The organism is Alkalihalophilus pseudofirmus (assembly GCF_029094545.1).
Lineage (GTDB): Bacteria > Bacillota > Bacilli > Bacillales > Bacillaceae_D > Alkalihalophilus > Alkalihalophilus pseudofirmus.
The window spans coordinates 2,541,183-2,563,060 of sequence record NZ_CP117835.1; the positions used below are offsets into that span (position 1 = coordinate 2,541,183).

The following is a 21,878-nucleotide window of genomic DNA, read 5'->3' on the forward strand; positions in this document are numbered from 1 at the left end:
AGTATATGAGAACGGCAATTAAAATAGACCAGCTATATAGCTGGTCTATCTCGCTTAGGCTCTTAACGATTTAGGAACTTCTCCGGTTGAACTAATAAGTGAAATAGCAGGTTCAGTGGAAAGCAGTGATTGAGCAAGACGATTAACATTTTCTAATGTAACATTATTGATCTCAGCTAAAATATCGTCTAACGTGCGATGGCGCTTTAACATCAACTCATTTTTACCGTTTCTGCTCATTCTTGAATTGGTACTTTCTAAACTTAGCATTAAGCTTCCTTTTAATTGTTCTTTCCCATTTTGAAGTTCTTTTTCATTCATTCCTGCTTCACACAGTCGGCTTGTTGTCTGATTAAGGGCAACTACCAGCTCATCTAATTGCTCTAATGCCGTACCTGCATAGACGGTCAACATACCGCTGTCTTGATAGGAGGAATGGTAAGAAAATACGGAATAACATAATCCACGCTTTTCTCTAATTTCTTGGAACAGGCGGCTGCTCATGCTGCCTCCTAGTAAGTTATTTAGCAGAATTAAGGAATAGACATCTTTATTGCCAATTTCTAAACCAGGATAAGCAAGACATAAATGTGCTTGTTCCGTTTCCTTTTTACGTGTAATCAACTCCGATTGAAAGCGTGGTGCACTGGCTTCATATTGATAAGTTGTTGGTTTAACCTCTTTGAAAATATCTTTGATCGATTGAATGACCTCATCCGTTATATTTCCTGCAATAGAAATGACCACATGGTCTCCAGTATAGTAACGGTCCATGTAAGAACGTAGCGCCTCTTCATCGAATGTTTTAAGAGTCTCTTGTGTTCCTAAAATAGGATAGCCTAATGAATGTTCACCATAAGCCGCCTTACTTAAGAGATCATGTACAATATCATCAGGAGTATCATCCACCATTTTTATTTCTTCAAGCACGACATTTCTTTCTTTTTGAAGCTCTTTCGCCTCAAATTCAGAGTTGAAGAACATGTCCGATAATACATCTACAGCAATCGGTGCATGCTCATCCAGCACTTTTGCATAATAGCACGTATATTCTTTTGAGGTAAATGCATTCACTTGACCGCCGATTTTATCAAATGCCTCGGCAATATCTGCAGCACTTCGCTTTTTTGTGCCTTTAAAGAACATATGCTCTAAAAAGTGGGAAATACCATTTTCATGCACTTCTTCATAACGAGAACCTGTTCCTATCCATACTCCAATAGAAACAGACCTTACCGTCGGAATTGCCTCTGCCATAATTCGTACACCATTATCTAATTCAATCTTTTGTATCAATCTATATCCCCCTAAAATTAGTCATCCAGGGTTACACCATTATGAATTCTTGTCTCACTCATTAATTCTGAAACCGTACCAAGTTCAAGCCCTTTTGCTTGAATCCCTTCAATCATCTCCTTGAGCCCGGCCGCTGTAGGCTCGGTTGGATGCATCAAAACCATCGCTCCAGGATGTACTTTATTTAAAACACGATTGACCATTTCATCAGGATGTGGTTTTTTCCAGTCTACAGTATCAACCGACCATAGGATGGTCATCATTCCATGAGCACGAGCTTGATCTACCACTCTTTGAGAATAACTTCCGCTAGGCGGGGCAAACCACTTAGGTGTAACATCTAACGTAGCAAGTATGACGTCATTTGTTTTTTGTAATTCTTCATTTACTCTTTCAGTAGTTAGTGATTTCATATCAGGATGCGAGTATGCATGATTTCCTATTTCATGACCTTGTTCTAGTATCATTGTAGCCATTTTCGGATTGTTTTTAACCCAAGATCCATCTAAAAAAAAGGTCGACTTCACACCGTAATCCTTCATCACCTTTAACATTTCAGGAATATACTCATTTCCCCATGCCACATTCACTAAAAAACTGACCATGGGCTTTTTTTCATTCCCTTTATAAATAGGTGTCGGAGGCAGGTCCTCTAAATGAACCGACGGTGCTGTTTCCTTAAATACAAGCCTATCCTCATTAAATGTTCCCAGCTTCTTCATCTTATCATAGGAGGCATCAACGTCAACCTTTAACCCGTTGTAGCCAGGGAGAGCCTTCCAGACCGGATCCACCCTTGCATCTATCGCATCTTCTTCAAATTGTTCTTTATTCAGTTCAATTTCTTCATAAAGAGGATCTTGCTGCTTCATAACCATTGTTGTATCTTGCTTCAATTCATTTATGTATTGCAAAGAGAACGGATTTTGCACCGCTCCAAAAGAAATAACCATTAAACAGCAGCCTAGAAATAACACAGATACAAACTTTTTCATTCTAATCAATCCTCCTTCTATTGGCATACTATGCAATAAAGAAGGTTGATAGAACAAGCTTCCTAATACCCTTATTTAGTTAAGGAAGTAAGGTCAATGCCGCAACGACTAAAAAAGAGACAAGATTATCCTTGTCTCCTTCATCTTATTTTCCTGCTTGTTCTTGTTTTTCTTTCTCTTCTTTTAAGATGACTTTACGAGACAGGTTCACTCGTCCTTGGTTATCAATTTCAGTTACACGAACTAAAATCTCATCGCCAATACTTACGACATCTTCTACTTTATTAATACGTTCCTCAGCTAGTTGAGAAATATGAACAAGGCCATCTTTCCCTTTAAATAGCTCGACAAACGCTCCAAACTTCTCAATACGTTTTACTTTACCAAGGTACGTTTGACCAACTTCAACTTCACGAACAATGTCTTCGATAATTTTACGAGCTTGTTCGTTCATTTTACTGTCTACTGAAGAGATGTAAACTGTACCATCTTGTTCGATATCAATTTTGACACCAGTTTCTTCAATAATCTTGTTGATCATCTTACCGCTTGGTCCAATAACATCGCGAATCTTATCTGGATTCACATGCATAGTCATAATTTTAGGAGCATACTCAGATAATTCACTACGAGATTCGCTGATTGCAGATAGCATATTATCTAAAATAACCATACGGCCGCGCTTAGCCTGTTCAAGAGCCTGCTCAAGAACTTCACGGTTAATACCAGAGATCTTTATGTCCATTTGCAGAGCAGTTACACCCTCTTTAGTACCTGCTACTTTAAAGTCCATATCTCCAAGCGCATCTTCCATACCTTGAATATCTGTTAATACCGTTAGATGCTCATCTTGTTTTACAAGACCCATCGCAATACCTGCTACCGGTGCTTTAATAGGTACACCAGCATCCATCATTGCTAAAGTACTTGCACAAATACTTGCTTGAGAAGTTGAACCATTTGATTCAAGAACTTCTGACACAAGACGGATTGTGTATGGGAAGTCATTTTCACTTGGAATGATCGGTTCAAGGGCACGTTCACCTAAAGCACCATGACCAATTTCACGACGGCCCGGTCCACGGATCGGTCCTGTTTCCCCTACACTAAATTGCGGGAAGTTGTAATGGTGCATAAAGCGTTTAGACTCTTCAATACCAAGTCCATCAAGAATCTGCACATCGCCAAGTGCTCCTAGTGTACAAATGCTTAACGCTTGAGTTTGTCCTCTTGTAAAAAGACCTGATCCATGTGTACGAGGCAATAGATCAACTTGTGAAGCTAGGGGACGAATCTCATCAATCGCACGGCCATCAGGACGCACTTTTTCAACCGTAATTAAACGGCGTACTTCTTCTTTTACTACTTTTTGAAGAACTTCTCGCACATCGCCTACAAGCTCTTCTTGCTCTTCTTCATACTTCTCAATAATAGGCTTCATCACAGCATCAATCGCTGCTTGACGTTCATGCTTTTCTTGGACTTGAACCGCTTTTTTAAGATCTGCTTCAGCTAAATTGCGAACAGCAGACTCAAGCTCAGCATCAACTTGTTTAAGCTGGATTTCTTTTTTCTCTTTTCCTGCAGCTTGTACTACTTCTTCCTGGAAAGCCACTAAGCGTTTAATTTCATCGTGACCGTACATAATCGCTTCAAGCATCGTTTCTTCAGGCACCTCATCGGCCCCTGCTTCAACCATGTTAATTGCATCTTTTGTACCCGCTACTACTAGATCAATATCACTTTCTTCTAGCTGTTCAGTTGTTGGGTTAATGATCAGTTCGCCATCTTTACGGCCAACCGTAACACCAGCAATTGGTCCATCAAATGGAATGTCTGAGATCGATAATGCTAAAGATGAACCGATCATCGCAGCCATTTCAGAGGAACAGTTTTGATCCACACTCATAACAATACTGATTACCTGAACTTCGTTACGGAAGCCATCAGGGAAAAGAGGGCGGATTGGTCGATCAATTAGGCGGCTCGCTAAGATCGCTTTTTCACTAGGACGGCCTTCACGCTTAATAAAGCCTCCTGGGATTTTTCCTGCTGCATATAAACGCTCTTCGTAGTTTACAGTAAGCGGAAAGAAGTTTAAGTTTTTTGGCTCTTTTGAAGCGGTTACTGTTGATAATACAGCTGTATCACCATAACGAACAAGTACTGCTCCATTTGCTTGTTTAGCAAATTGACCTGTTTCTACCGTTAGTTCACGGCCTGCCCAGTCAATTGAAAAAATTTGTCTTTCTTGTTCCATTACGCGTACTCCTCTCGTACACTAAAATTATTCATTCTTTTCTTATTATTACCGATTTATGTGAAAAATAAAAGAGTCAATGGCAAATCTCGGGGTTATAGGCTCTGTTATGTAAAGACCCTACATATCGATGTGATGTAGGGATCATTTTCCAACACTTATAAATGTAGAAAAAAAGCGGGAAATCTTCCCGCTTTCATCATAACTTATCGACGTAAGCCAAGCTTGTCAACAAGGTTACGGTAACGTGTAACATCTTTGTTACGTAGGTACGTTAACAAGTTACGACGTTGACCAACCATCTTTAAAAGACCACGACGTGAATGGTGATCCTTCTTGTGAGTACGTAAGTGCTCGTTTAATGTGTTGATTTGCTCAGTAAGGATAGCTACTTGAACCTCTGGAGAACCAGTGTCAGTATCATGAGTTTTGAACTCAGCAATTAGCTCGTTCTTGCGCTCTTGTGTTAATGCCATCCTATTCACCTCCCTTTAAATAATCTCCTATTCCCTAGCAAGCGTCGGTGAGTCGCTCTGCCACGAAACGGATGTGTACTTGAAGTACAACCCTTACTATACAACGTTCAGCTTCAGAATGCAAGAAACTTAACAGCTTTTTTCAGCAAAATATTCAATCGCTTCTTCTTTATCTTTATTAATCTGTGAGATCAATTCATTGATCTCATTAAATTTTTTCTCAGCCCTTATTCTGCGTTCAAAAACGACCACAGCCTGTTCCCCGTAAATTTCTTGGTTGAAATCAAAAATATTTACTTCGATCGTTGGCTCCTTCTTCTCTTGATTAAACGTAGGCTTATAGCCAATATTACATACTCCGTTGTACCAATTCCCCTTTACTTGAAAACGTACGGCATATACCCCGGTTTTAGGTATCTTCATCCGGTCAATTGCCGCTACATTAGCCGTTGGGAAACCAATGGTGCGGCCGCGCTTATCACCATCGACTACTTTTCCTAACACGTAGTAAGGCTCTCCTAGATAAGCAGGAATCTTCTCTACACTGCCCTCCTCAATCAGCTCCCTAATCTTTGTAGAACTGATTTTGATGTCGCCTTGTTCTACTTTGCTGACAGTGGTTTGGTCAAATTTATTTCTAGAATGAAAGACTAAGGTTTCCATCGTCCCTTTGCCAAGAGAACCATATGTAAAGTCAAAGCCAGCTACTACATGTACAGCATCTAGTGAAATAATATAATCATCAACAAATTGTTGAGGCGTTAAAGACGCAAACTCTTTAGTAAAGTTAACGACATAAAGCGTATCCACACCAAGCTCAGCAATTTTCTTTTCCTTTAAAGGAAGCGGAGTGAGGTAAGGCATAGGGTGTGCTTCTTTTCGCAGCACCTCTTTTGGATGTGGATGGAAGGTCATAACAGCTGCTTCCACACCCAGCTTAGCTGCTTGCCTGCAGGCAGTTTCAATTACTTTTTTATGTCCAATATGAACCCCATCAAAATATCCAAGTGCTAATACAATTGGACGTTTTTTTAAGGTATTCGCTTCAATTGGGTGATGCAAATAAATCGTATCCATCATAATTCCCCTTTTTCTGCTTTACTTCAGGTAAACTAACTTGTCCAGATCATTTTTTCCGGCTTAATTAATCCAGGCTTAGTAGGATGCTTTTGATAAATGGCTAAGCATTCCCCTTGTCCATTATATACGGTAAACCGCATTTCATCTAACCCTTTTTCTTCTGATAAAACTGATCCGTATTTTATCAGCTGTTCTACCTCGTTATCTACAATGAGCATAGGGAGATGAGCTATTGCTTCATCTAACGGCCTTAAAACTTTTACACGTTCATCTACGCCCTCCATTTCTTCAAGCTCGGAAAGAGAGGTGCATACCTCCGTTGTGAAGGGTCCAGAAGCTGTCCGCTTTAGATGGGACATATGCGCAGGAAATCCCAAAGCTTTTCCCAAATCAACTGCAAGTGTTCGTACATACGTCCCTTTACTGCATTCCACTTCAAAAGAAAAAGAAAATGTGTTTGATGTTTCATTTAAGGTTAGATCGCTAGTTAACTCTAATCGATGAATCCTGACCTTCCTTGTTGGCCGTTCAACCGTTTGATTAGCTCTTGCGTATTCATACAATTTCTTACCATTAACTTTAACCGCTGAATACATCGGAGGGATTTGAGTAATCTCTCCTTTAAAGGAGTTTAATAAGGCGATGATGTCCTCTTTAGACCAAGGCTTATTAACACCCTTTGTCTCAACTACTTCTCCGCTTGCATCTTCTGTAGTCGTCGAAAAACCAATGGTTACTTCTCCTACATACGTTTTAGAGTAATCGGACATGTATTGAGCCACCTTTGTCGCCTTGCCGATACAAATAGGGAGGACCCCTACGACATCTGGATCAAGTGTTCCTGTATGGCCTACTTTTTTTGTTTGATACAGTCTGCGGATTTTCATGACGCAATCATGAGAAGTCATCCCTGCAGGTTTTAATAACGGTAAAATTCCTTCAATATTATTCATTATCGTACTCCTTGCTCTTATTCTCAAAGGCGAAAGAGGATAGAGAGCATGCGCCCCCTATCCTCTTAGCAGCATTCTAATAAAACGCTGAACTTATTTATTTAAGTCGTTATTTGTTTAAATCATTAATCAATGTTTCAATTCGATTTCCGTATTCGATGGACTCATCAAATTCAAACGTAATTTCTGGTGTTTTACGCAGGCGGATTCTCTTTCCAATCTCCGAACGAATAAATCCTTTTGCTTTTGAAAGTCCTTTTAATGTGGATTCTTTTTGCGCATCGTCTCCAAGAACGGTAATGAATACTTTCGCTTGCTGCAGGTCGCCTGTTACATCTACCCCAGTAATTGTGACAAAACTGATACGAGGATCTTTCAACTCCCGCATAATAATATCACTTAGCTCTTTTTTCATTTGTTCTCCTACACGATGTGCTCGAACGTTACTCATAGTTGTTCACCTCTGTTTATACGATTATAACCACTCATATGTTGTCAGCGTGCGCTCAGCCTCTGATTCAATATCAATGAATTTAAGTGCCCGCTCGAGCTCTCGCTCACAAATCACTTTCTGATTTGAAACAGTCACTATCGAGAGCTCTGCACGCTGCCATACATCTTGAAAATTGGTTTCTGCTACTGCTAGGTTGAAACGCTGCTTTAATCTAGTTTGAAGACTTTTTAGCACAGAACGTTTTTCTTTAAGTGAATGCACGTCGTAAATTAGAAGCTCGCAACGGACTGAACCGATGATCATTTACGTTCGATTTCCTCCATAACGTAAGCCTCAATCACATCGCCTTCTTTGATGTCATTAAACTTCTCTAGAGTAATACCGCACTCGTAACCGGCTGCTACTTCTTTTGCATCATCTTTGAAACGTTTAAGCGCATTAATAGCTCCTTCATAGATGACAATCCCATCACGAATTAAACGTACAGTTGAATCGCGTGAAATTTTACCTTCTGTAACATAAGCTCCAGCGATTGTACCCACTTTAGATACTTTAAACGTTGTACGGATTTCAACTTGACCAATGACTTTTTCTTCAAACTCAGGATCAAGCATTCCTTTCATCGCTGATTCAATTTCATCGATTGCATTATAGATAACACGGTGTAAGCGGATATCTACTTTTTCAACTTCAGCAGTACGCTTAGCTCCTCCATCAGGACGTACATTAAAGCCAATAACAATCGCATTTGATGCTGATGCAAGAATAATATCAGATTCTGTAATGGCACCTACACCCGTATGGATAATATTTACTTTAACACCTTCTACGTCGATTTTCTCTAATGAACCGCGCATCGCTTCAACCGAACCTTGAACGTCCGCTTTAATAATGATATTAATATCTTTTACTTCACCTTGCTGAATTTGATTAAATAAGTCATCAAGGCTGACTTTAGAGTTCTCAGCGCGGTTTTCTTCGCGTTGACGGCTCATACGTGCTTCACCAATTTGGCGAGCAGTTTTTTCATCTTCAAATACTTGGAACTGATCACCAGCTTGTGGAACTTCATTAAGTCCAGTAATTTCAACTGGAGCAGAAGGTCCTGCAGTTTTCACGCGACGTCCTAAATCGTTAACCATTGCACGAACACGTCCAAATGAGTTCCCTACTACAATTGGATCACCAACATTTAGCGTGCCATTTTGTACTAATAAAGTAGCTACTGCACCGCGGCCTTTATCAAGCTCAGCTTCAACAACAGTTCCACGAGCCATTCTGTCTGGGTTCGCTTTTAATTCAGCAACTTCTGCTACTAGAAGGACCATTTCTAATAGTTCATCAATACCCTGACCATTTAATGCTGAAACATTAACGAAAATCGTATCTCCGCCCCAAGCTTCAGGAACAAGTTCATACTCTGTTAATTCTTGCATTACACGGTCTGGATTAGCGGCTTCCTTATCCATTTTATTCACAGCAACAATGATTGGCACACCAGCAGCCTTGGCATGGCTGATTGCTTCTTTTGTTTGCGGCATTACGCCGTCATCTGCCGCTACGACAAGAATCGTAATATCTGTTACTTGAGCTCCACGCGCACGCATTGTTGTAAATGCTGCGTGACCTGGAGTATCAAGGAATGTAATCGGTTTGCCGTCTGTTTCAATTTGATAGGCACCGATATGCTGAGTAATCCCGCCAGCTTCCCCTGCTGTTACTTTTGTGTTGCGGATAGAGTCAAGCAAGGTTGTTTTACCATGGTCAACGTGACCCATGATTGTAACAACTGGAGGACGCTCTTTTAAGTCTTCCTCTTTTTCTTCTTCCACATAACTATCAAGGTCAATTTTATCTACAACAATCTCTTCTTCAACCGCTACTCCGTAATCACCCGCGATCAGCTCGATTGTATCTTTATCAAGCTCTTGGTTAATCGTTGCCATCACACCAAGCGCCATCAGTTTTTTGATCAGCTCAGAAGGCTCTTTGCCTAATGCTTTAGCAAGCTCTGCAACTGATAATGATTCAACAAAAGTAATCTTCTCTGGTAATGGTTTTGGCTTTGGCGGCTCTTGACGTGGTTTGTCATGACGCTTATTTTGCTGCTTACCGCGATTTTGCTGCTGATTAGGTCTGTTATTGCCTTTTTTCTTGTTGTTGTTATTATTATTCATATGATTAGTAGCCTTCCCTTGTTGCTTACCTGCTGGTTTTGCAGGCTTTTCTTTTTTTGCTTCAGTCTTCGCAGGAGCCGGCTTGCCTTCTAATTTAGCAATAGCCGCATCATCAATGTAGGACATATGATTCGAAACAGATACATCCATTGATTTCAACTTCTCAATGACATCTTTACTAGGAACGTTCTTCTCTTTTGCGTATTCATATATTCTCATTTTGCTCATATACGTACCTCCACAATTATTGGTCCAATAATGCGGTCATTTTCTTAGCGAATCCTGGATCTTTTATCCCTACTACCACTCGTTCTGCCTTACCGATCGCATTTCCAAGTGTAGTTCGATCGCTCACAATTCGAACAGGAATTGAATAATAGCCACATTTGTCCAATATCTTTTTCTTTGTCTGTTCAGCTGCATCATTTGAGAGCAGTACCAGCCTTACTGACCGGCTGCGTACATCTTTAATGACGAGCTCTTCCCCAGTTACTAACTGCCTTGCACGAGCGCATAGCCCAAGAAGTGAAATCCACTTCGGCTGCTTTGACGTCATCTACTTACGCCCCTTTTTACGCTCAATTTCTAGCTGATCGTACTGTTCTTCGGTAAGTTTCACTTGAAGGTGTCTAGATAAGCTGTCTTTCTTTTTAGCTTCCAAAAAGCATTCTTCACTGTTACTGAGATAAGCGCCTCGCCCATTTTTCTTCCCTGTAAGATCAAGCTCAACCTCACCTTCAGGCGTACGCACAATCCGAACAAGTTCGGACTTCGGTCTCATTTCTTGAGTAACAATGCATTTTCTGAGAGGAACTTTGCGCTGTTTCATTGGCCCCGTCTCCTTCTTCTTACTCTTCGTTGTAATCTTCTACATCAGGAACAAATGCTTCTTCACTTGCTGGGTCTTCATATTCAGAAGCAGAATTGTCTTCCTCATTTAAAAGACCTAACTCCCTTGCTTCTGACTCACTCTTAATATCAATCTTCCAGCCTGTCAGTTTAGCTGCTAAGCGTGCATTTTGTCCGCGCTTGCCGATTGCTAGTGATAGTTGATAATCCGGTACAATAACCTGAGTCATCTTTTCTTCTTCATTCACGTTTACTTTGACAACCTTAGATGGGCTAAGTGCATTAGCTACATATTCAACTGGATCTTCTGACCAGCGGACAATATCAATTTTCTCGCCCTTTAATTCATCTACAATTGTTTGTACACGCTGTCCGCGAGGCCCTACACACGAGCCTACTGGATCAACTTCTGGATTCTCTGCATGTACAGCAATCTTAGAACGATCACCAGCTTCACGAGAGACGGATTTAATTTCCACAGTTCCATCATAAATCTCAGGCACTTCAAGCTCAAATAAACGTTTTAAGAGGCCAGGGTGTGTACGTGAGATTAAAATTTGTGGTCCTTTAGTTGTTTTTTCTACTTTTGTAATAAACGCTTTGATGCGGTCATTATGCTTGTAGGTTTCATTAGGCATTTGTTCATTTAAAGGAAGAAGCGCTTCAACCTTGCCTAAATCCACATAAATGAAGCGATGGTCTTGGCGTTGCACAATCCCTGTCATGATGTCTTCTTCACGATCAATGAAGTCAGAATAAATGATGCCTCTTTCAGCTTCACGCACACGTTGCGTGACCACCTGCTTAGCTGTTTGCGCAGCGATACGGCCGAAGTCTTTTGGTGTTACTTCAATCTCGACGACATCATCTACTTCGTAATTAGGGTTGATTGATTTAGCCTCGTCTAATGAGATTTCAAGACGTGCATCAAAGACTTCCTCCACAATCGTTTTGCGTGCAAATACACGGATACTTCCGTTATCCCGGTTGACGTCCACGCGAACATTTTGTGCCTGGCTGAAATTACGTTTGTATCCTGAAATAAGTGCAGCCTCAATCGCCTCAATAATAACTTCCTTACTTATACCTTTTTCTTTCTCTAATGTCGTTAACGCATCCATAAATTCACTATTCATGAATGGAACATCCCCCTTTCAACTTCCACAAAAAATATCATTTTAGAAAATAATAGCTAAACGAGCGTTTGCTACCTTATCGTACGGAATTTCATATGATTTCTTCCGTGTTTTTATTTTCACTTCAATAGTTAATACTTCGCCGTCAAAAGATTGAAGCATCCCTTCGAATGCCTTTTCTCCATCAACTGGTTCGTACGTAGTAACATGAACATTTTTCCCAACTGCTTTTTCAAGATCTTTAACTTTCTTTAAAGGTCTCTCAGCCCCAGGAGAAGATACTTCAAGGAAATAAGCTTGTGGAATTGGATCCATTTCATCAAGTTTTTCGCTTAATTGTTCACTTACTTTCCCGCAATCCTCTAAATCAACACCTGTATCTGAATCAATAAAGACTCTAAGAAACCAGTTAGGTCCTTCCTTTTTAAATTCAACATCTACTAGCTCTAAGTTTAGCTCGTCCAATAGCGGTGTCACTAATTCTGCTACGATGTCCGTTACTTTCTTACTCAATTCATACCCTCCTTGATCTTACCCATCTATATAAATAAAGGTTACTTTACATCCTGTTATTTAAGAGAAACGATTCATAAATATAGGTCTAAACGAAAACGAAAGAGTGGGTTTCCCCACTCTTTTTAGGTTCCGTATTCTAAGTATTACCATAACAAGGATATCATACTCTCTAGCTGTTTGCAACTTACTCTGTGTCTCTAGATAGCGTCAGATCAGCTTTTGCGCCTGATAGTTGAACAAGGAAAGCTAGAATAAGGAAAGCTGATTGGAATCGGGCATGCCTGCTAAGCAGCCGTGATCATCAAGATGTTCAAGCACATTCTTTGTTAAACGTGCTTTTTGCTGCAGATCTTCTTTTGAGAGAAATTCGCCACCCTCTCTTGCCTTCACAATATTAAGGGCAGCGTTTGTACCAACCCCAGTCATTGCGTTAAACGGCGGAAGCAGGCTCATCCCATCAACAATAAACTCTGTTGCACTTGATTCGTAGAGATCTACCTTCTTAAACGAAAAGCCTCGCTCACACATTTCTAAAGCAAGTTCTAGAACGGTTAAGACAGCCTTTTCTTTAGGTGAAGCATCTAGACCTTTAGCATTAATCTCTTCAATTTTCGCTTTAATAGCTGTTGATCCTTTGATCATTGTATCGAGATCGAAGTCATCTGCTCGAACCGTGAAATAAGAAGCGTAATAAAGAATTGGGTGATGCACTTTGAAATAAGCAATCCGCACGGCCATTAATACATAGGCTGCTGCATGGGCTTTAGGGAACATGTATTTAATCTTTGTACATGAGCCGATATACCAATCAGGCACATCGTGCTTTTTCATTTCCTCGACCCATTCCGGCTGGAGGCCTTTACCTTTACGTACAAACTCCATGATCTTAAAAGCAAGAGATGGTTCTAGTCCTTTGTATATCAGGTATACCATAATGTCATCACGACATCCAATTACATCTTTAAGCTCACATGTACCGTTATAGATCAATTCATTGGCATTATTTAACCAAACATCCGTCCCATGAGAAAGTCCTGAGATCTGCACGAGCTCTGAAAATGTGCTAGGCTTCGTCTCTTCAAGCATTTGACGAACGAATCTCGTCCCAAATTCAGGAATGCCAAGGGTACCTGTTTTACACAAAATTTGATCTTCTGTCACTCCAAGCACATCAGGACCGCTGAATATCTTCATGACTTCAGGATCATCGGTAGGAATCGTTTTCGGGTCAATTCCGGATAGGTCTTGAAGCATTCGTATAACGGTCGGATCATCGTGTCCGAGAATATCAAGTTTCAGCAGATTATCATGAATGGAATGGAAATCAAAGTGTGTCGTTTTCCACTCAGCAGTTTTATCGTCTGCAGGGAACTGAATCGGTGTGAAATCATAAATATCCATGTAATCTGGTACAACAATAATACCACCCGGGTGCTGCCCGCTCGTCCGCTTCACTCCTGTACAGCCTGATACAAGCCGATCAATTTCTGCGCCTCTCATATGCAGATCATGATCTCCTTGATATCCTTTAACATACCCATAAGCTGTCTTTTCAGCAACGGTGCCGATTGTTCCTGCCCGGTACACATACTCCTCACCAAATAATTCTTTCGTATAATGGTGGGCTCTCGGCTGATATTCCCCTGAGAAGTTAAGATCAATATCTGGAACTTTATCTCCTTTAAATCCAAGGAAGGTTTCAAACGGGATGTCTTGTCCATCTTTCACATATGCCGTGCCGCATTCAGGACAATATTTATCAGGAAGGTCAAATCCTGATCCAACTGAACCATCGTTAAAGAAATAGGAATGCTGGCAGTTTGGACACACATAATGTGGCGGGAGAGGATTCACTTCGGTAATTTCAGTCATGGTTGCAACAAATGAAGATCCGACAGATCCACGAGAACCTACAAGATATCCATCAATCAATGATTTTTTAACCAGCTTTTGTGAAATAAGATAAATAACCGCAAATCCGTGTCCGATAATACTTTTTAATTCTTTTTCAATCCTCGCCTCTACAATTTCCGGCAGATCATCCCCGTAAATACTACGAGCACGAGAATAACTCATTTCTCTGATCTCATCATCCGCACCCTCAATTTTTGGAGTATACAATTGATCAGGGATGGGATGAATCTCTTCAACTAAATCAGCCACTTTTTGTGTATTTTCCACTACCAGCTTCTTAGCCTTGTCGTCTCCTAAAAAGGCAAAGGCATCGATCATTTCGTCGGTTGTTTTAAAATGAACAGGGGGCAGCGTCTGCTTATTCAGCGGGTTCGCTCCTCCTTGCGATGCAATTAAAATCTTACGGTAGATCGCGTCTTCTTTGTTCAAATAATGCGCATTACCCGTTGCCACAACCGGTTTATCAAGCTTTTCGCCTAATTCAACAATATTTGAGACAATTTCTTTTAACGATTCATCGTTTTTAACTAGTTCTTTCTCAATTAAATGCTGATAATTTTCTAGAGGCTGAATTTCTAAATAATCATAGAACTTTGCAATCTCCTCTACTTCTTCAGGAGATTTTTGCATCATCCCTTCAAACACTTCTCCTTTATCACACGCGGTGCCAATCAACAATCCTTTACGATGCTTTTGCAGCTGCGACCTTGGAATACGCGGTGTTCTGAAAAAGTATTCAACATGAGACATTGAAACTAATTGGTATAAATTTTTCAAGCCTTCTTGCGTTTGTGCTAGGATCGTACAATGTGATGGACGCTGTCTGGTAAAATTCCCCTGTCCCATATGATTATTTAATTGATCATGATGAGTAACATTCCGCTCGTTTGCATCTCGAACCATCTTCCATAATAAATACCCCGTCGCTTCGGCATCATAGATCGCGCGGTGATGACTGACAAGTTCAATATCGAACTTCTTACAAAGAGTATTCAATCGGTGATTTTTCAGCTCTGGATACAGGAATCTCCCTAACTCTAATGTATCGATAACAGGGTTTGTTGCGTCTCCCAGTCCGATTTTTTGGTAGCCAACATTCAAGAAGCCCATATCAAAACTAGCATTATGAGCTACTAGAGTAGCAGTCCCCACAAATTCATGGAAATCTTTTAGTACCTCTCCCACTTCTGGCTGGCCTTTTACCATATCATCAGTAATACCTGTTAATTCAATGATCGTATTGGTTAATGGCTCATGGGGGTCTGCAAAGGATTCAAACCGGTCAATGATTTCCCCGTTTTTGATTTTAACAGCAGCTAGCTCGATAATTGTATTATAAACAGCAGATAACCCCGTCGTTTCCACGTCAAAAACCACGTATTCCTCGGTCATCAGCTCACGGTTCGCTTCGTTATAAGCAATCGGAACTCCGTCATCTACAAGGTTCGCTTCTACCCCGTACAGCACTTTGATGCCATGTTTCTTTCCGGCCCCGTATGCTTCTGGGAAAGACTGAACAACTCCATGGTCTGTAATGGCAATAGCAGGGTGTCCCCATTTGGCTGCCTGCTCAACATACTTACCCGCAGATGTCATGCCATCCATTTGACTCATTGACGTGTGTAGATGCAATTCTACTCTTTTTTCTTCATCAGCTGCATTATCTGTACGCTCAGCCGGTTTAATTTGATTGAAGTCATTAGCAATCATAACCAAGTCTCTAACGAATGTATCATTTTGTACACCACCGCGAACTTTCAGCCACATGCCTTTTTTAACAGCTTGAAGAAGCGGGATATCCTCTTTATCCCGTGAAAAGATCTTAACCATGATGGAATCAGTATAGTCGGTAATTTTAAAGGTAAGCAGTGTACGTCCGCTGCGCAATTCTCTTGTTTCAGCGTCGAATACATACCCTTGAACCGTTACTCTGCGTTCCTCATCGACAATGGCCTCAAGCGGTATAGGATCATCTTTAATTGGATAGCCCAATACGAGATCCTTTCCTTCAAACTCATCACTTTTTTGCTCCATTTTCTTCTTCTCTAAAATGGCTTCTACTACTTTAGAGTGATCTTCTTGCTCGCGCTGCTCGACAAACTTTTGAAATTCTTGTTTAGATTCTTTTATAGCAGGCTCAAAGCCCACGTTTGGAAGACTTAGTGACACGAGACTTTCTCTTAAGGGATCTTGTAATTTCCGCTTTAGCGCGACAGCTTCTGTTTCATTGCGTACATTAATCTCCAAGCGTTTCCCATCAAAACGAGGGCTCTGATTTGAGAGTAATGAACGCAATCCATCGGATACTGCTTGCAGACGAGAAACGATCATCGGCCAATACTGCTCCCAGTCACTCTGACTTGGCTCACACCTGTCATAATAAAATGTGAAGCCGACTGTTGTAATATGAGTAAACGTTTCCTTTAACTTTTGTTCAAACAGCTCATATAAATGAGCAGGAATTAAAAGAGGAAGCTCTATATGAAAATGCCATGTTCGTTTTTCTTTTAAAATCGTTAATTTGCGAATCTTCCCATCCTTAAATACCCCATGTATCACTTCTTCAGGGAATTGTAATTGTGAAAGGAGTAATTGAAATCGCTCTTTTCTTAGCTGTTCATCTTGAGACATTTTTCTCCCCCCTGCTTAAATAAGCCTTGCATAAAAGAGAAGGTACCTCTAATTGAGATACCTCACCTTATATATCGTTTATTTATTGGTATAATTCTTCAAGTTTTCTTTGCTGAGTCTTAAGCTCTTCAGCTAAATCGGCTACAGCTACTTCAATGACTTCACCTGACTTGCGAATTTTCACTTCTACGATACCTTCAGCCGCACGTTTACCAACAGATACACGAAGCGGAATTCCGATTAGATCTGAGTCTTTGAACTTTACTCCAGCTCGCTCAGGACGATCATCATAAAGTACATCAAATCCAGTTTTCTTAAGCGACTGGTATAGTTCTTCAGATAGCTCGCTCTGTTCAGCATTTTTACTATTTAACGTGAGCAGGTGAACATCGTAAGGGGCAACTGACGGCGGCCATACGATTCCGTTTTCATCATGATGCTGTTCAATAATGGCAGCAACAGTACGAGAAACCCCTACCCCGTAACATCCCATAATCATAGGCTGCGCTTTCCCATTTTCATCAAGGATGGTTGCATTCATTGCCTCAGAATAGACCGTTCCTAATTTGAAGACTTGTCCAACTTCTATGCCTTGAGCAAAACGAATGGTTCCCTTGCCACATGGAGAAGGGTCTCCCTCTTTAATAAAGCGCAAGTCTGCATATTGATCAACCTTGAAATCTCGATCAGCCGTTACACCTGTGAAGTGGTAATTTTTTTCATTTGCGCCACAAACCGCATTCATCATTGCCGAGACTGCGTGATCTGCGATAATTTTCACACCGCCTGCACCGACTGGGCCAATATTACCTACAGGAGCAGAAAGAATGTCTGCTACTTCAGAAGCTTCAGCAAAACGGATCGCACCCGCTGACAGTTCATGCTTTAACTTAATGTCGTTTAATTCGTGGTCACCTCTAAGCAGTACAAGCACCCATTCCTCATCAATAGAAACCAGCAATGTTTTAATAATTTGATCTTCACGTATATTAAGTGCAGTTGAAACTTCTTCAATCGTCTTCGCTGAACCCGTATCCACTTTGGTACGGTCTTTTGCTTCTACATCAGGTTTTACATAGTTAATCTTAACTGCAGCCATCTCAATGTTAGCTGCATAATCAGACTCATCAGAGTATGCAATCGTATCTTCTCCGACATCAGCAAGCGCCATAAACTCATGTGTGTCTTTCCCGCCGATTGCCCCAGAATCAGCAATGACAGGACGGAATGTCAACCCTGCACGTGAGAAGATTCTTGAGTAAGTATCATACATTTCTTTATACGCCTCATCTAAGCTCTCAGGTGTTGCATGGAAAGAATAAGCATCCTTCATCATAAATTCTCTGCCGCGCAGCAGTCCAAAACGAGGACGGCGCTCATCACGGAATTTTGTTTGAATTTGATATAGATTTACAGGCAGCTTTTTATAAGAGCTGATGCTGTCACGTAAAATGCTTGTAATGACTTCTTCATGAGTCGGTCCAAGCGCAAAGTCACGATCATGACGATCTTTAAGGCGCATTAACTCTCCGCCCATTTTATCCCATCTGCCAGTCTCTTGCCATAATTCAGCAGGATGCATCGTCGGCATGGTTAATTCTTGCGCTCCGGCAGCATCCATTTCCTCACGTACAATCGATTCAACTTTATGCAGTACTCGTTTCGCTAGTGGTAAATAACTATATACACCTGCAGCAATTTGGCGAATCATCCCTGCTCGTAGCATTAGTTGATGACTAATAATATCTGCATCTGCTGGTACATCACGTAAAGTCGGTAATAAAAGTGAACGTTGTCTCATATTCAAAATCCTTTCCTAATCAACTATGCAATCCAACCCGTGTCTAATTTACATAAACAAACGGTTTATATCGTTCCATGTTACAAAAATAACTAATAAGAAAAGAAGAGCAAACCCTACAAGGTGAACCATTCCTTCCTTTTGCGGATCAATCGGCTTGCCTCTCAGTCCTTCTAAACCAATAAACACTAGCCGTCCGCCGTCCATTGCAGGAATCGGCAGCAAATTAATAATTCCTAAGTTAACACTTAAGGCAGCTGCCCATTGCATTAATACGAAAATTCCAAGAGCTGCGGCTTCACCGGTGTAATTATAAATCCCAACTGGCCCTGCTACATAATCAAGCGAGAACTGACCTGTAACTAATAATCCTAGCACTTCAAAGATCATTGTCATAAACAAGTAGGTTTGAGTTACACCAAATGTTAAAGATCCTATAACGGAAAACTCCCGCGGCTGTGTCACACCAATAAATCCTTCCGCATCGCCCATTTGTCCGACTCGCTCATTCGGAGTTACGGCAATGGATTCCGTTTGTCCATTCCTGACAACAGTGAACGTAATCGACTCATTTGGGTTTTGTTGAATGATTGTTGTCATCTCTTCCCACGTATCTACTGGAGTATTCTCGATACTGGTTACTTGATCACCTTCAACAAGTCCAGCCTCCTCAGCTGCACCGCCTTCCATAATTTCCCCAACTTCAGCACGGTCAACTGGAATACCTTGCATTAGTGCAAGCGCTGCTAGCAATACGAAGGCTAAAACAAAGTTCATCATTGGACCTGCAAAAATCGCTAAAGCACGCTGCCCTACTGATTTCGAGCCGAATTGACGATTCCAAGGAGCAATTTGTGTTGGCTGCTCATCTTGAACCAAAACCGCTGTCTCATTCACTTTATAACGGACAAGTTCATCATCATCGTATGCCTGCACAAATAATTCGTGCTCTAAATCAATCTTTTCTACTTGAACAACCTTTGCTTCAGGGTGTTTTGATTTATTATTAATAATAATTTGAGAAACTTCCTGCCTGCCGTTGAATACAAGCCCTATTTCATAGCCGGGCTTAATATCAATCATTTCGGGGTCTTCTCCAGCCATACGAACGAATCCACCAAGCGGCAGCATACGGATGGTATAAACAGTCTCATTCCGTTTAAAGGAAAATAATTTAGGGCCAAAACCGATCGCAAACTCTCGGCATAAGATCCCTGCACGTTTTGCAAAGTACAAGTGCCCCCACTCGTGGATAAAAACAAGCAGGCCAAATACTACTATAAACGAGATTAATGTATTCAAATGACTAACCTCCACTTTATTTAATTACGTAACGAGTGGATAAACTTTCTCGTCTCACGATCTACTTCTTTAATCACATCAAGTGTCGGGTGATTAATTTTTTCGTGCCGCTCTAGAGCTTGTTCAATTTGATCTTCTATGTCTAGAAATGTAATTTTACCATCTAGAAAGGCAGCTACTGCTTCTTCATTCGCAGCATTTAAAACCGTTGGCATCGTCCCGCCGATTCTTCCCGCTTCATAAGCAAACTTCATGCAGCGATAACGTTCTGTATCTAGTTTGGAAAAATTCAGCGTTCCAATCTCCCACAGATTTAATCGTTCACTGTTAGAAGCTTCTAGTCGGTTTGGGTAGGTCAGCGCATATTGAATGGGCACTTTCATATCGGGTGTCCCTAGCTGGGCAATGACGCTTCTATCAACAAACTCCACCATTGAATGAATAATGCTTTCTTTATGAAGAACTACATCAATATTGTCGTATGGAATATCAAACAGCCAATGCGCCTCAATGACTTCTAGCCCTTTATTCATCATTGTCGCAGAATCAATGGTAATCTTTGCTCCCATTGACCAGTTAGGGTGATTAAGAGCTTCCTCTACTGTCACTCCATTAAGCTCGTCTCTTGTTTTGTCACGGAAACTTCCGCCTGAGGCCGTTAAAATAAGGCGATCGACCTCTGATGAACTCTCACCATTTAATGCTTGAAAAATAGCTGAATGCTCACTATCAACTGGTAAGAGAGGAACCTGATGTTTTTTGGCCGCATCTGTTACTATATGTCCTGCTGTGACTAGTGTCTCTTTATTTGCAATCGCAATTGTCTTACCTGCTTCGATCGCTTTTAATGTAGGAGCGAGCCCTACACTGCCTATCACTGCATTGACTAAAATATCTGCTTCGTTATTGGCAGCTACTTCAATTAATCCTTCTTCACCATATACGACTTTGATTTCATCAGATATTTGAAGCTGTAGTTTTTGTGCATCCTCTTGTGTCATTACAGAGACAATCGATGGTTTAAACATATTGATTTGATCGAGCGCAAGGTTTATATTACGCCCTACAGACATCGCAATAAGTGAAAATTGATCAGAATGGTGTTTAATCACATCAAGAGTTTGTGTTCCTATAGAACCTGTTGCACCTAATAAACTAATCTTTTTCAACATACTCACCTACTATCTAAATTATCACCATTCTTTTTCCTATGTATATCATAAAGATGTTAAATCAGCTGCAGTAAATGCAAAATAGGCATCACATAAATCAAGCTGTCAAAACGGTCTAGGATCCCGCCATGTCCAGGCAGCACGTTTCCTGAGTCTTTCACAGCGTAATGTCTTTTAAGTGCTGATTCTACTAAGTCGCCAAGCTGTCCAAAGGTAGAGGCGATTAAAATAATAAATAATGCTGTTAAATAGTTAGGGAAGATTGGGAAAAAGCTATAAAAAACAGAGCCTATAACGAGCGCTGTAAGGATGCCGCCAATGGACCCCTCTATCGTCTTTTTAGGACTAATATCAGGCCAAAGTTTATGCTTTCCAAAAGATCTTCCTGCAAAGTAGGCACCAGAATCTGTTGCCCAAATAATAAATAATACAAAGAATACTAAATGCATTCCAATATCCGGAATGTCGCGTGTCAAAATTAGAAAGTGAAAGCCAAACCCTACATAAACCGATGATAAGATGACAAAGCCAACCTCGTCAAATGTAAAGCTGTTTTTCGTTAAGACTGTAAACATTAATAGGACTAAAATTAAGAATATAAACGTTTCTACTTTTGTGTATGTAATTGGAATTAATTGATCAAACCAAGATGTTGGCACAAGCAGCAGCCACATTGAGGCAAGACTAACCAATCCCATTAAAGATAAAGGTGCAATTTTTTTCATTTTTAATAGTTCAATCATTGCCACTGAGGCGACGAGAGAAATGAAGATAGAAAAAAACCAACCTCCGAGAATGACCATGCTAAGAAAAACGATCGCACCAATCACACCCGTAATTATTCTTTGCTTCATTTAATACGCCCC

18 protein-coding genes are annotated in these 21,878 nt (G+C 40.7%); all 18 read right to left on the reverse strand.

Annotation, left to right across the window (positions count from 1 at the left end; genetic code table 11):
- Window positions 1-54: 54 nt before the first annotated feature.
- Window positions 55-1,296: a M16 family metallopeptidase gene (locus tag PQ478_RS13620; RefSeq protein ID WP_289234609.1), complete on the reverse strand. Its 1,242-nt coding sequence runs from the start codon at window positions 1,294-1,296 to the stop codon at window positions 55-57.
- Window positions 1,297-1,313: 17 nt separating this feature from the next.
- Window positions 1,314-2,291 (reverse strand): polysaccharide deacetylase family protein, encoded by a 978-nt coding sequence (locus PQ478_RS13625; protein WP_012959340.1) that lies wholly within the window; start codon window positions 2,289-2,291, stop codon window positions 1,314-1,316.
- Between the two features lie 145 nt (window positions 2,292-2,436).
- Entirely contained in the window at window positions 2,437-4,551 is a 2,115-nt protein-coding gene (pnp, locus tag PQ478_RS13630) for a polyribonucleotide nucleotidyltransferase (protein WP_289234610.1), read from the reverse strand.
- Between the two features lie 206 nt (window positions 4,552-4,757).
- Window positions 4,758-5,027, reverse strand: a complete 270-nt coding sequence (gene rpsO, locus PQ478_RS13635) for a 30S ribosomal protein S15 (RefSeq protein WP_012959342.1) — start codon at window positions 5,025-5,027, stop codon at window positions 4,758-4,760.
- A gap of 129 nt (window positions 5,028-5,156) precedes the next feature.
- Window positions 5,157-6,104: a bifunctional riboflavin kinase/FAD synthetase gene (gene ribF, locus PQ478_RS13640; protein WP_012959343.1), complete on the reverse strand. Its 948-nt coding sequence runs from the start codon at window positions 6,102-6,104 to the stop codon at window positions 5,157-5,159.
- Between the two features lie 35 nt (window positions 6,105-6,139).
- Entirely contained in the window at window positions 6,140-7,051 is a 912-nt protein-coding gene (gene truB / locus PQ478_RS13645; RefSeq protein ID WP_354004549.1) for a tRNA pseudouridine(55) synthase TruB, read from the reverse strand.
- Between the two features lie 118 nt (window positions 7,052-7,169).
- The gene (rbfA, locus tag PQ478_RS13650; protein ID WP_012959345.1) at window positions 7,170-7,511 is read right to left on the reverse strand and encodes a 30S ribosome-binding factor RbfA; all 342 of its coding nucleotides are present in this window, start codon (window positions 7,509-7,511) and stop codon (window positions 7,170-7,172) included.
- Between the two features lie 24 nt (window positions 7,512-7,535).
- The gene (locus PQ478_RS13655; RefSeq protein ID WP_022628137.1) at window positions 7,536-7,817 is read right to left on the reverse strand and encodes a DUF503 domain-containing protein; all 282 of its coding nucleotides are present in this window, start codon (window positions 7,815-7,817) and stop codon (window positions 7,536-7,538) included.
- The gene (infB, locus tag PQ478_RS13660) at window positions 7,814-9,919 is read right to left on the reverse strand and encodes a translation initiation factor IF-2 (RefSeq protein WP_075682680.1); all 2,106 of its coding nucleotides are present in this window, start codon (window positions 9,917-9,919) and stop codon (window positions 7,814-7,816) included. The genes PQ478_RS13655 and infB overlap by 4 nt, the downstream gene beginning before the upstream one ends.
- Window positions 9,920-9,935: 16 nt before the next feature.
- Window positions 9,936-10,247, reverse strand: a complete 312-nt coding sequence (locus PQ478_RS13665; protein WP_012959348.1) for a YlxQ family RNA-binding protein — start codon at window positions 10,245-10,247, stop codon at window positions 9,936-9,938.
- Window positions 10,248-10,520, reverse strand: a complete 273-nt coding sequence (gene rnpM / locus PQ478_RS13670) for an RNase P modulator RnpM (RefSeq protein ID WP_075682679.1) — start codon at window positions 10,518-10,520, stop codon at window positions 10,248-10,250.
- Between the two features lie 19 nt (window positions 10,521-10,539).
- Window positions 10,540-11,676 carry a transcription termination factor NusA gene (gene nusA, locus PQ478_RS13675; RefSeq protein WP_075682678.1) on the reverse strand — a complete coding sequence of 379 codons (1,137 nt, stop codon included), beginning with the start codon at window positions 11,674-11,676 and terminating at the stop codon, window positions 10,540-10,542.
- Window positions 11,677-11,718: 42 nt separating this feature from the next.
- Window positions 11,719-12,189 (reverse strand): ribosome maturation factor RimP, encoded by a 471-nt coding sequence (gene rimP / locus PQ478_RS13680; RefSeq protein WP_012959351.1) that lies wholly within the window; start codon window positions 12,187-12,189, stop codon window positions 11,719-11,721.
- Between the two features lie 249 nt (window positions 12,190-12,438).
- Window positions 12,439-16,737, reverse strand: a complete 4,299-nt coding sequence (locus PQ478_RS13685; protein WP_289234612.1) for a PolC-type DNA polymerase III — start codon at window positions 16,735-16,737, stop codon at window positions 12,439-12,441.
- Between the two features lie 82 nt (window positions 16,738-16,819).
- On the reverse strand, window positions 16,820-18,538 hold the full coding sequence (locus tag PQ478_RS13690) for a proline--tRNA ligase (RefSeq protein ID WP_289234613.1): 1,719 nt from the start codon (window positions 18,536-18,538) through the stop codon (window positions 16,820-16,822).
- A 48-nt stretch (window positions 18,539-18,586) separates the two neighbouring features.
- Window positions 18,587-19,840: an RIP metalloprotease RseP gene (rseP, locus tag PQ478_RS13695; RefSeq protein WP_289234614.1), complete on the reverse strand. Its 1,254-nt coding sequence runs from the start codon at window positions 19,838-19,840 to the stop codon at window positions 18,587-18,589.
- A 20-nt stretch (window positions 19,841-19,860) separates the two neighbouring features.
- A complete protein-coding gene (locus PQ478_RS13700; RefSeq protein ID WP_012959355.1) occupies window positions 19,861-21,009 on the reverse strand; it encodes a 1-deoxy-D-xylulose-5-phosphate reductoisomerase in 1,149 nt (382 codons plus the stop codon).
- Between the two features lie 59 nt (window positions 21,010-21,068).
- The gene (locus PQ478_RS13705; protein WP_012959356.1) at window positions 21,069-21,866 is read right to left on the reverse strand and encodes a phosphatidate cytidylyltransferase; all 798 of its coding nucleotides are present in this window, start codon (window positions 21,864-21,866) and stop codon (window positions 21,069-21,071) included.
- Window positions 21,867-21,878: the final 12 nt, after the last annotated feature.

Excerpts from the sequence above, each read along its gene's own strand:
- PQ478_RS13705 (WP_012959356.1), bottom strand. The coding sequence starts at position 21,866 with ATGAAGCAAAGAATAATTACGGGTGTGATTGGTGCGATCGTTTTTCTT.
- rpsO (WP_012959342.1), bottom strand. The coding sequence starts at position 5,027 with ATGGCATTAACACAAGAGCGCAAGAACGAGCTAATTGCTGAGTTCAAA.
- rbfA (WP_012959345.1), bottom strand. The coding sequence starts at position 7,511 with ATGAGTAACGTTCGAGCACATCGTGTAGGAGAACAAATGAAAAAAGAG.
- ribF (WP_012959343.1), bottom strand. The coding sequence starts at position 6,104 with ATGGATACGATTTATTTGCATCACCCAATTGAAGCGAATACCTTAAAA.
- pnp (WP_289234610.1), bottom strand. The coding sequence starts at position 4,551 with ATGGAACAAGAAAGACAAATTTTTTCAATTGACTGGGCAGGCCGTGAA.
- PQ478_RS13655 (WP_022628137.1), bottom strand. The coding sequence starts at position 7,817 with ATGATCATCGGTTCAGTCCGTTGCGAGCTTCTAATTTACGACGTGCAT.
- PQ478_RS13690 (WP_289234613.1), bottom strand. The coding sequence starts at position 18,538 with ATGAGACAACGTTCACTTTTATTACCGACTTTACGTGATGTACCAGCA.
- PQ478_RS13685 (WP_289234612.1), bottom strand. The coding sequence starts at position 16,737 with ATGTCTCAAGATGAACAGCTAAGAAAAGAGCGATTTCAATTACTCCTT.
- rnpM (WP_075682679.1), bottom strand. The coding sequence starts at position 10,520 with ATGAAACAGCGCAAAGTTCCTCTCAGAAAATGCATTGTTACTCAAGAA.
- PQ478_RS13625 (WP_012959340.1), bottom strand. The coding sequence starts at position 2,291 with ATGAAAAAGTTTGTATCTGTGTTATTTCTAGGCTGCTGTTTAATGGTT.
- nusA (WP_075682678.1), bottom strand. The coding sequence starts at position 11,676 with ATGAATAGTGAATTTATGGATGCGTTAACGACATTAGAGAAAGAAAAA.
- infB (WP_075682680.1), bottom strand. The coding sequence starts at position 9,919 with ATGAGCAAAATGAGAATATATGAATACGCAAAAGAGAAGAACGTTCCT.
- PQ478_RS13665 (WP_012959348.1), bottom strand. The coding sequence starts at position 10,247 with ATGACGTCAAAGCAGCCGAAGTGGATTTCACTTCTTGGGCTATGCGCT.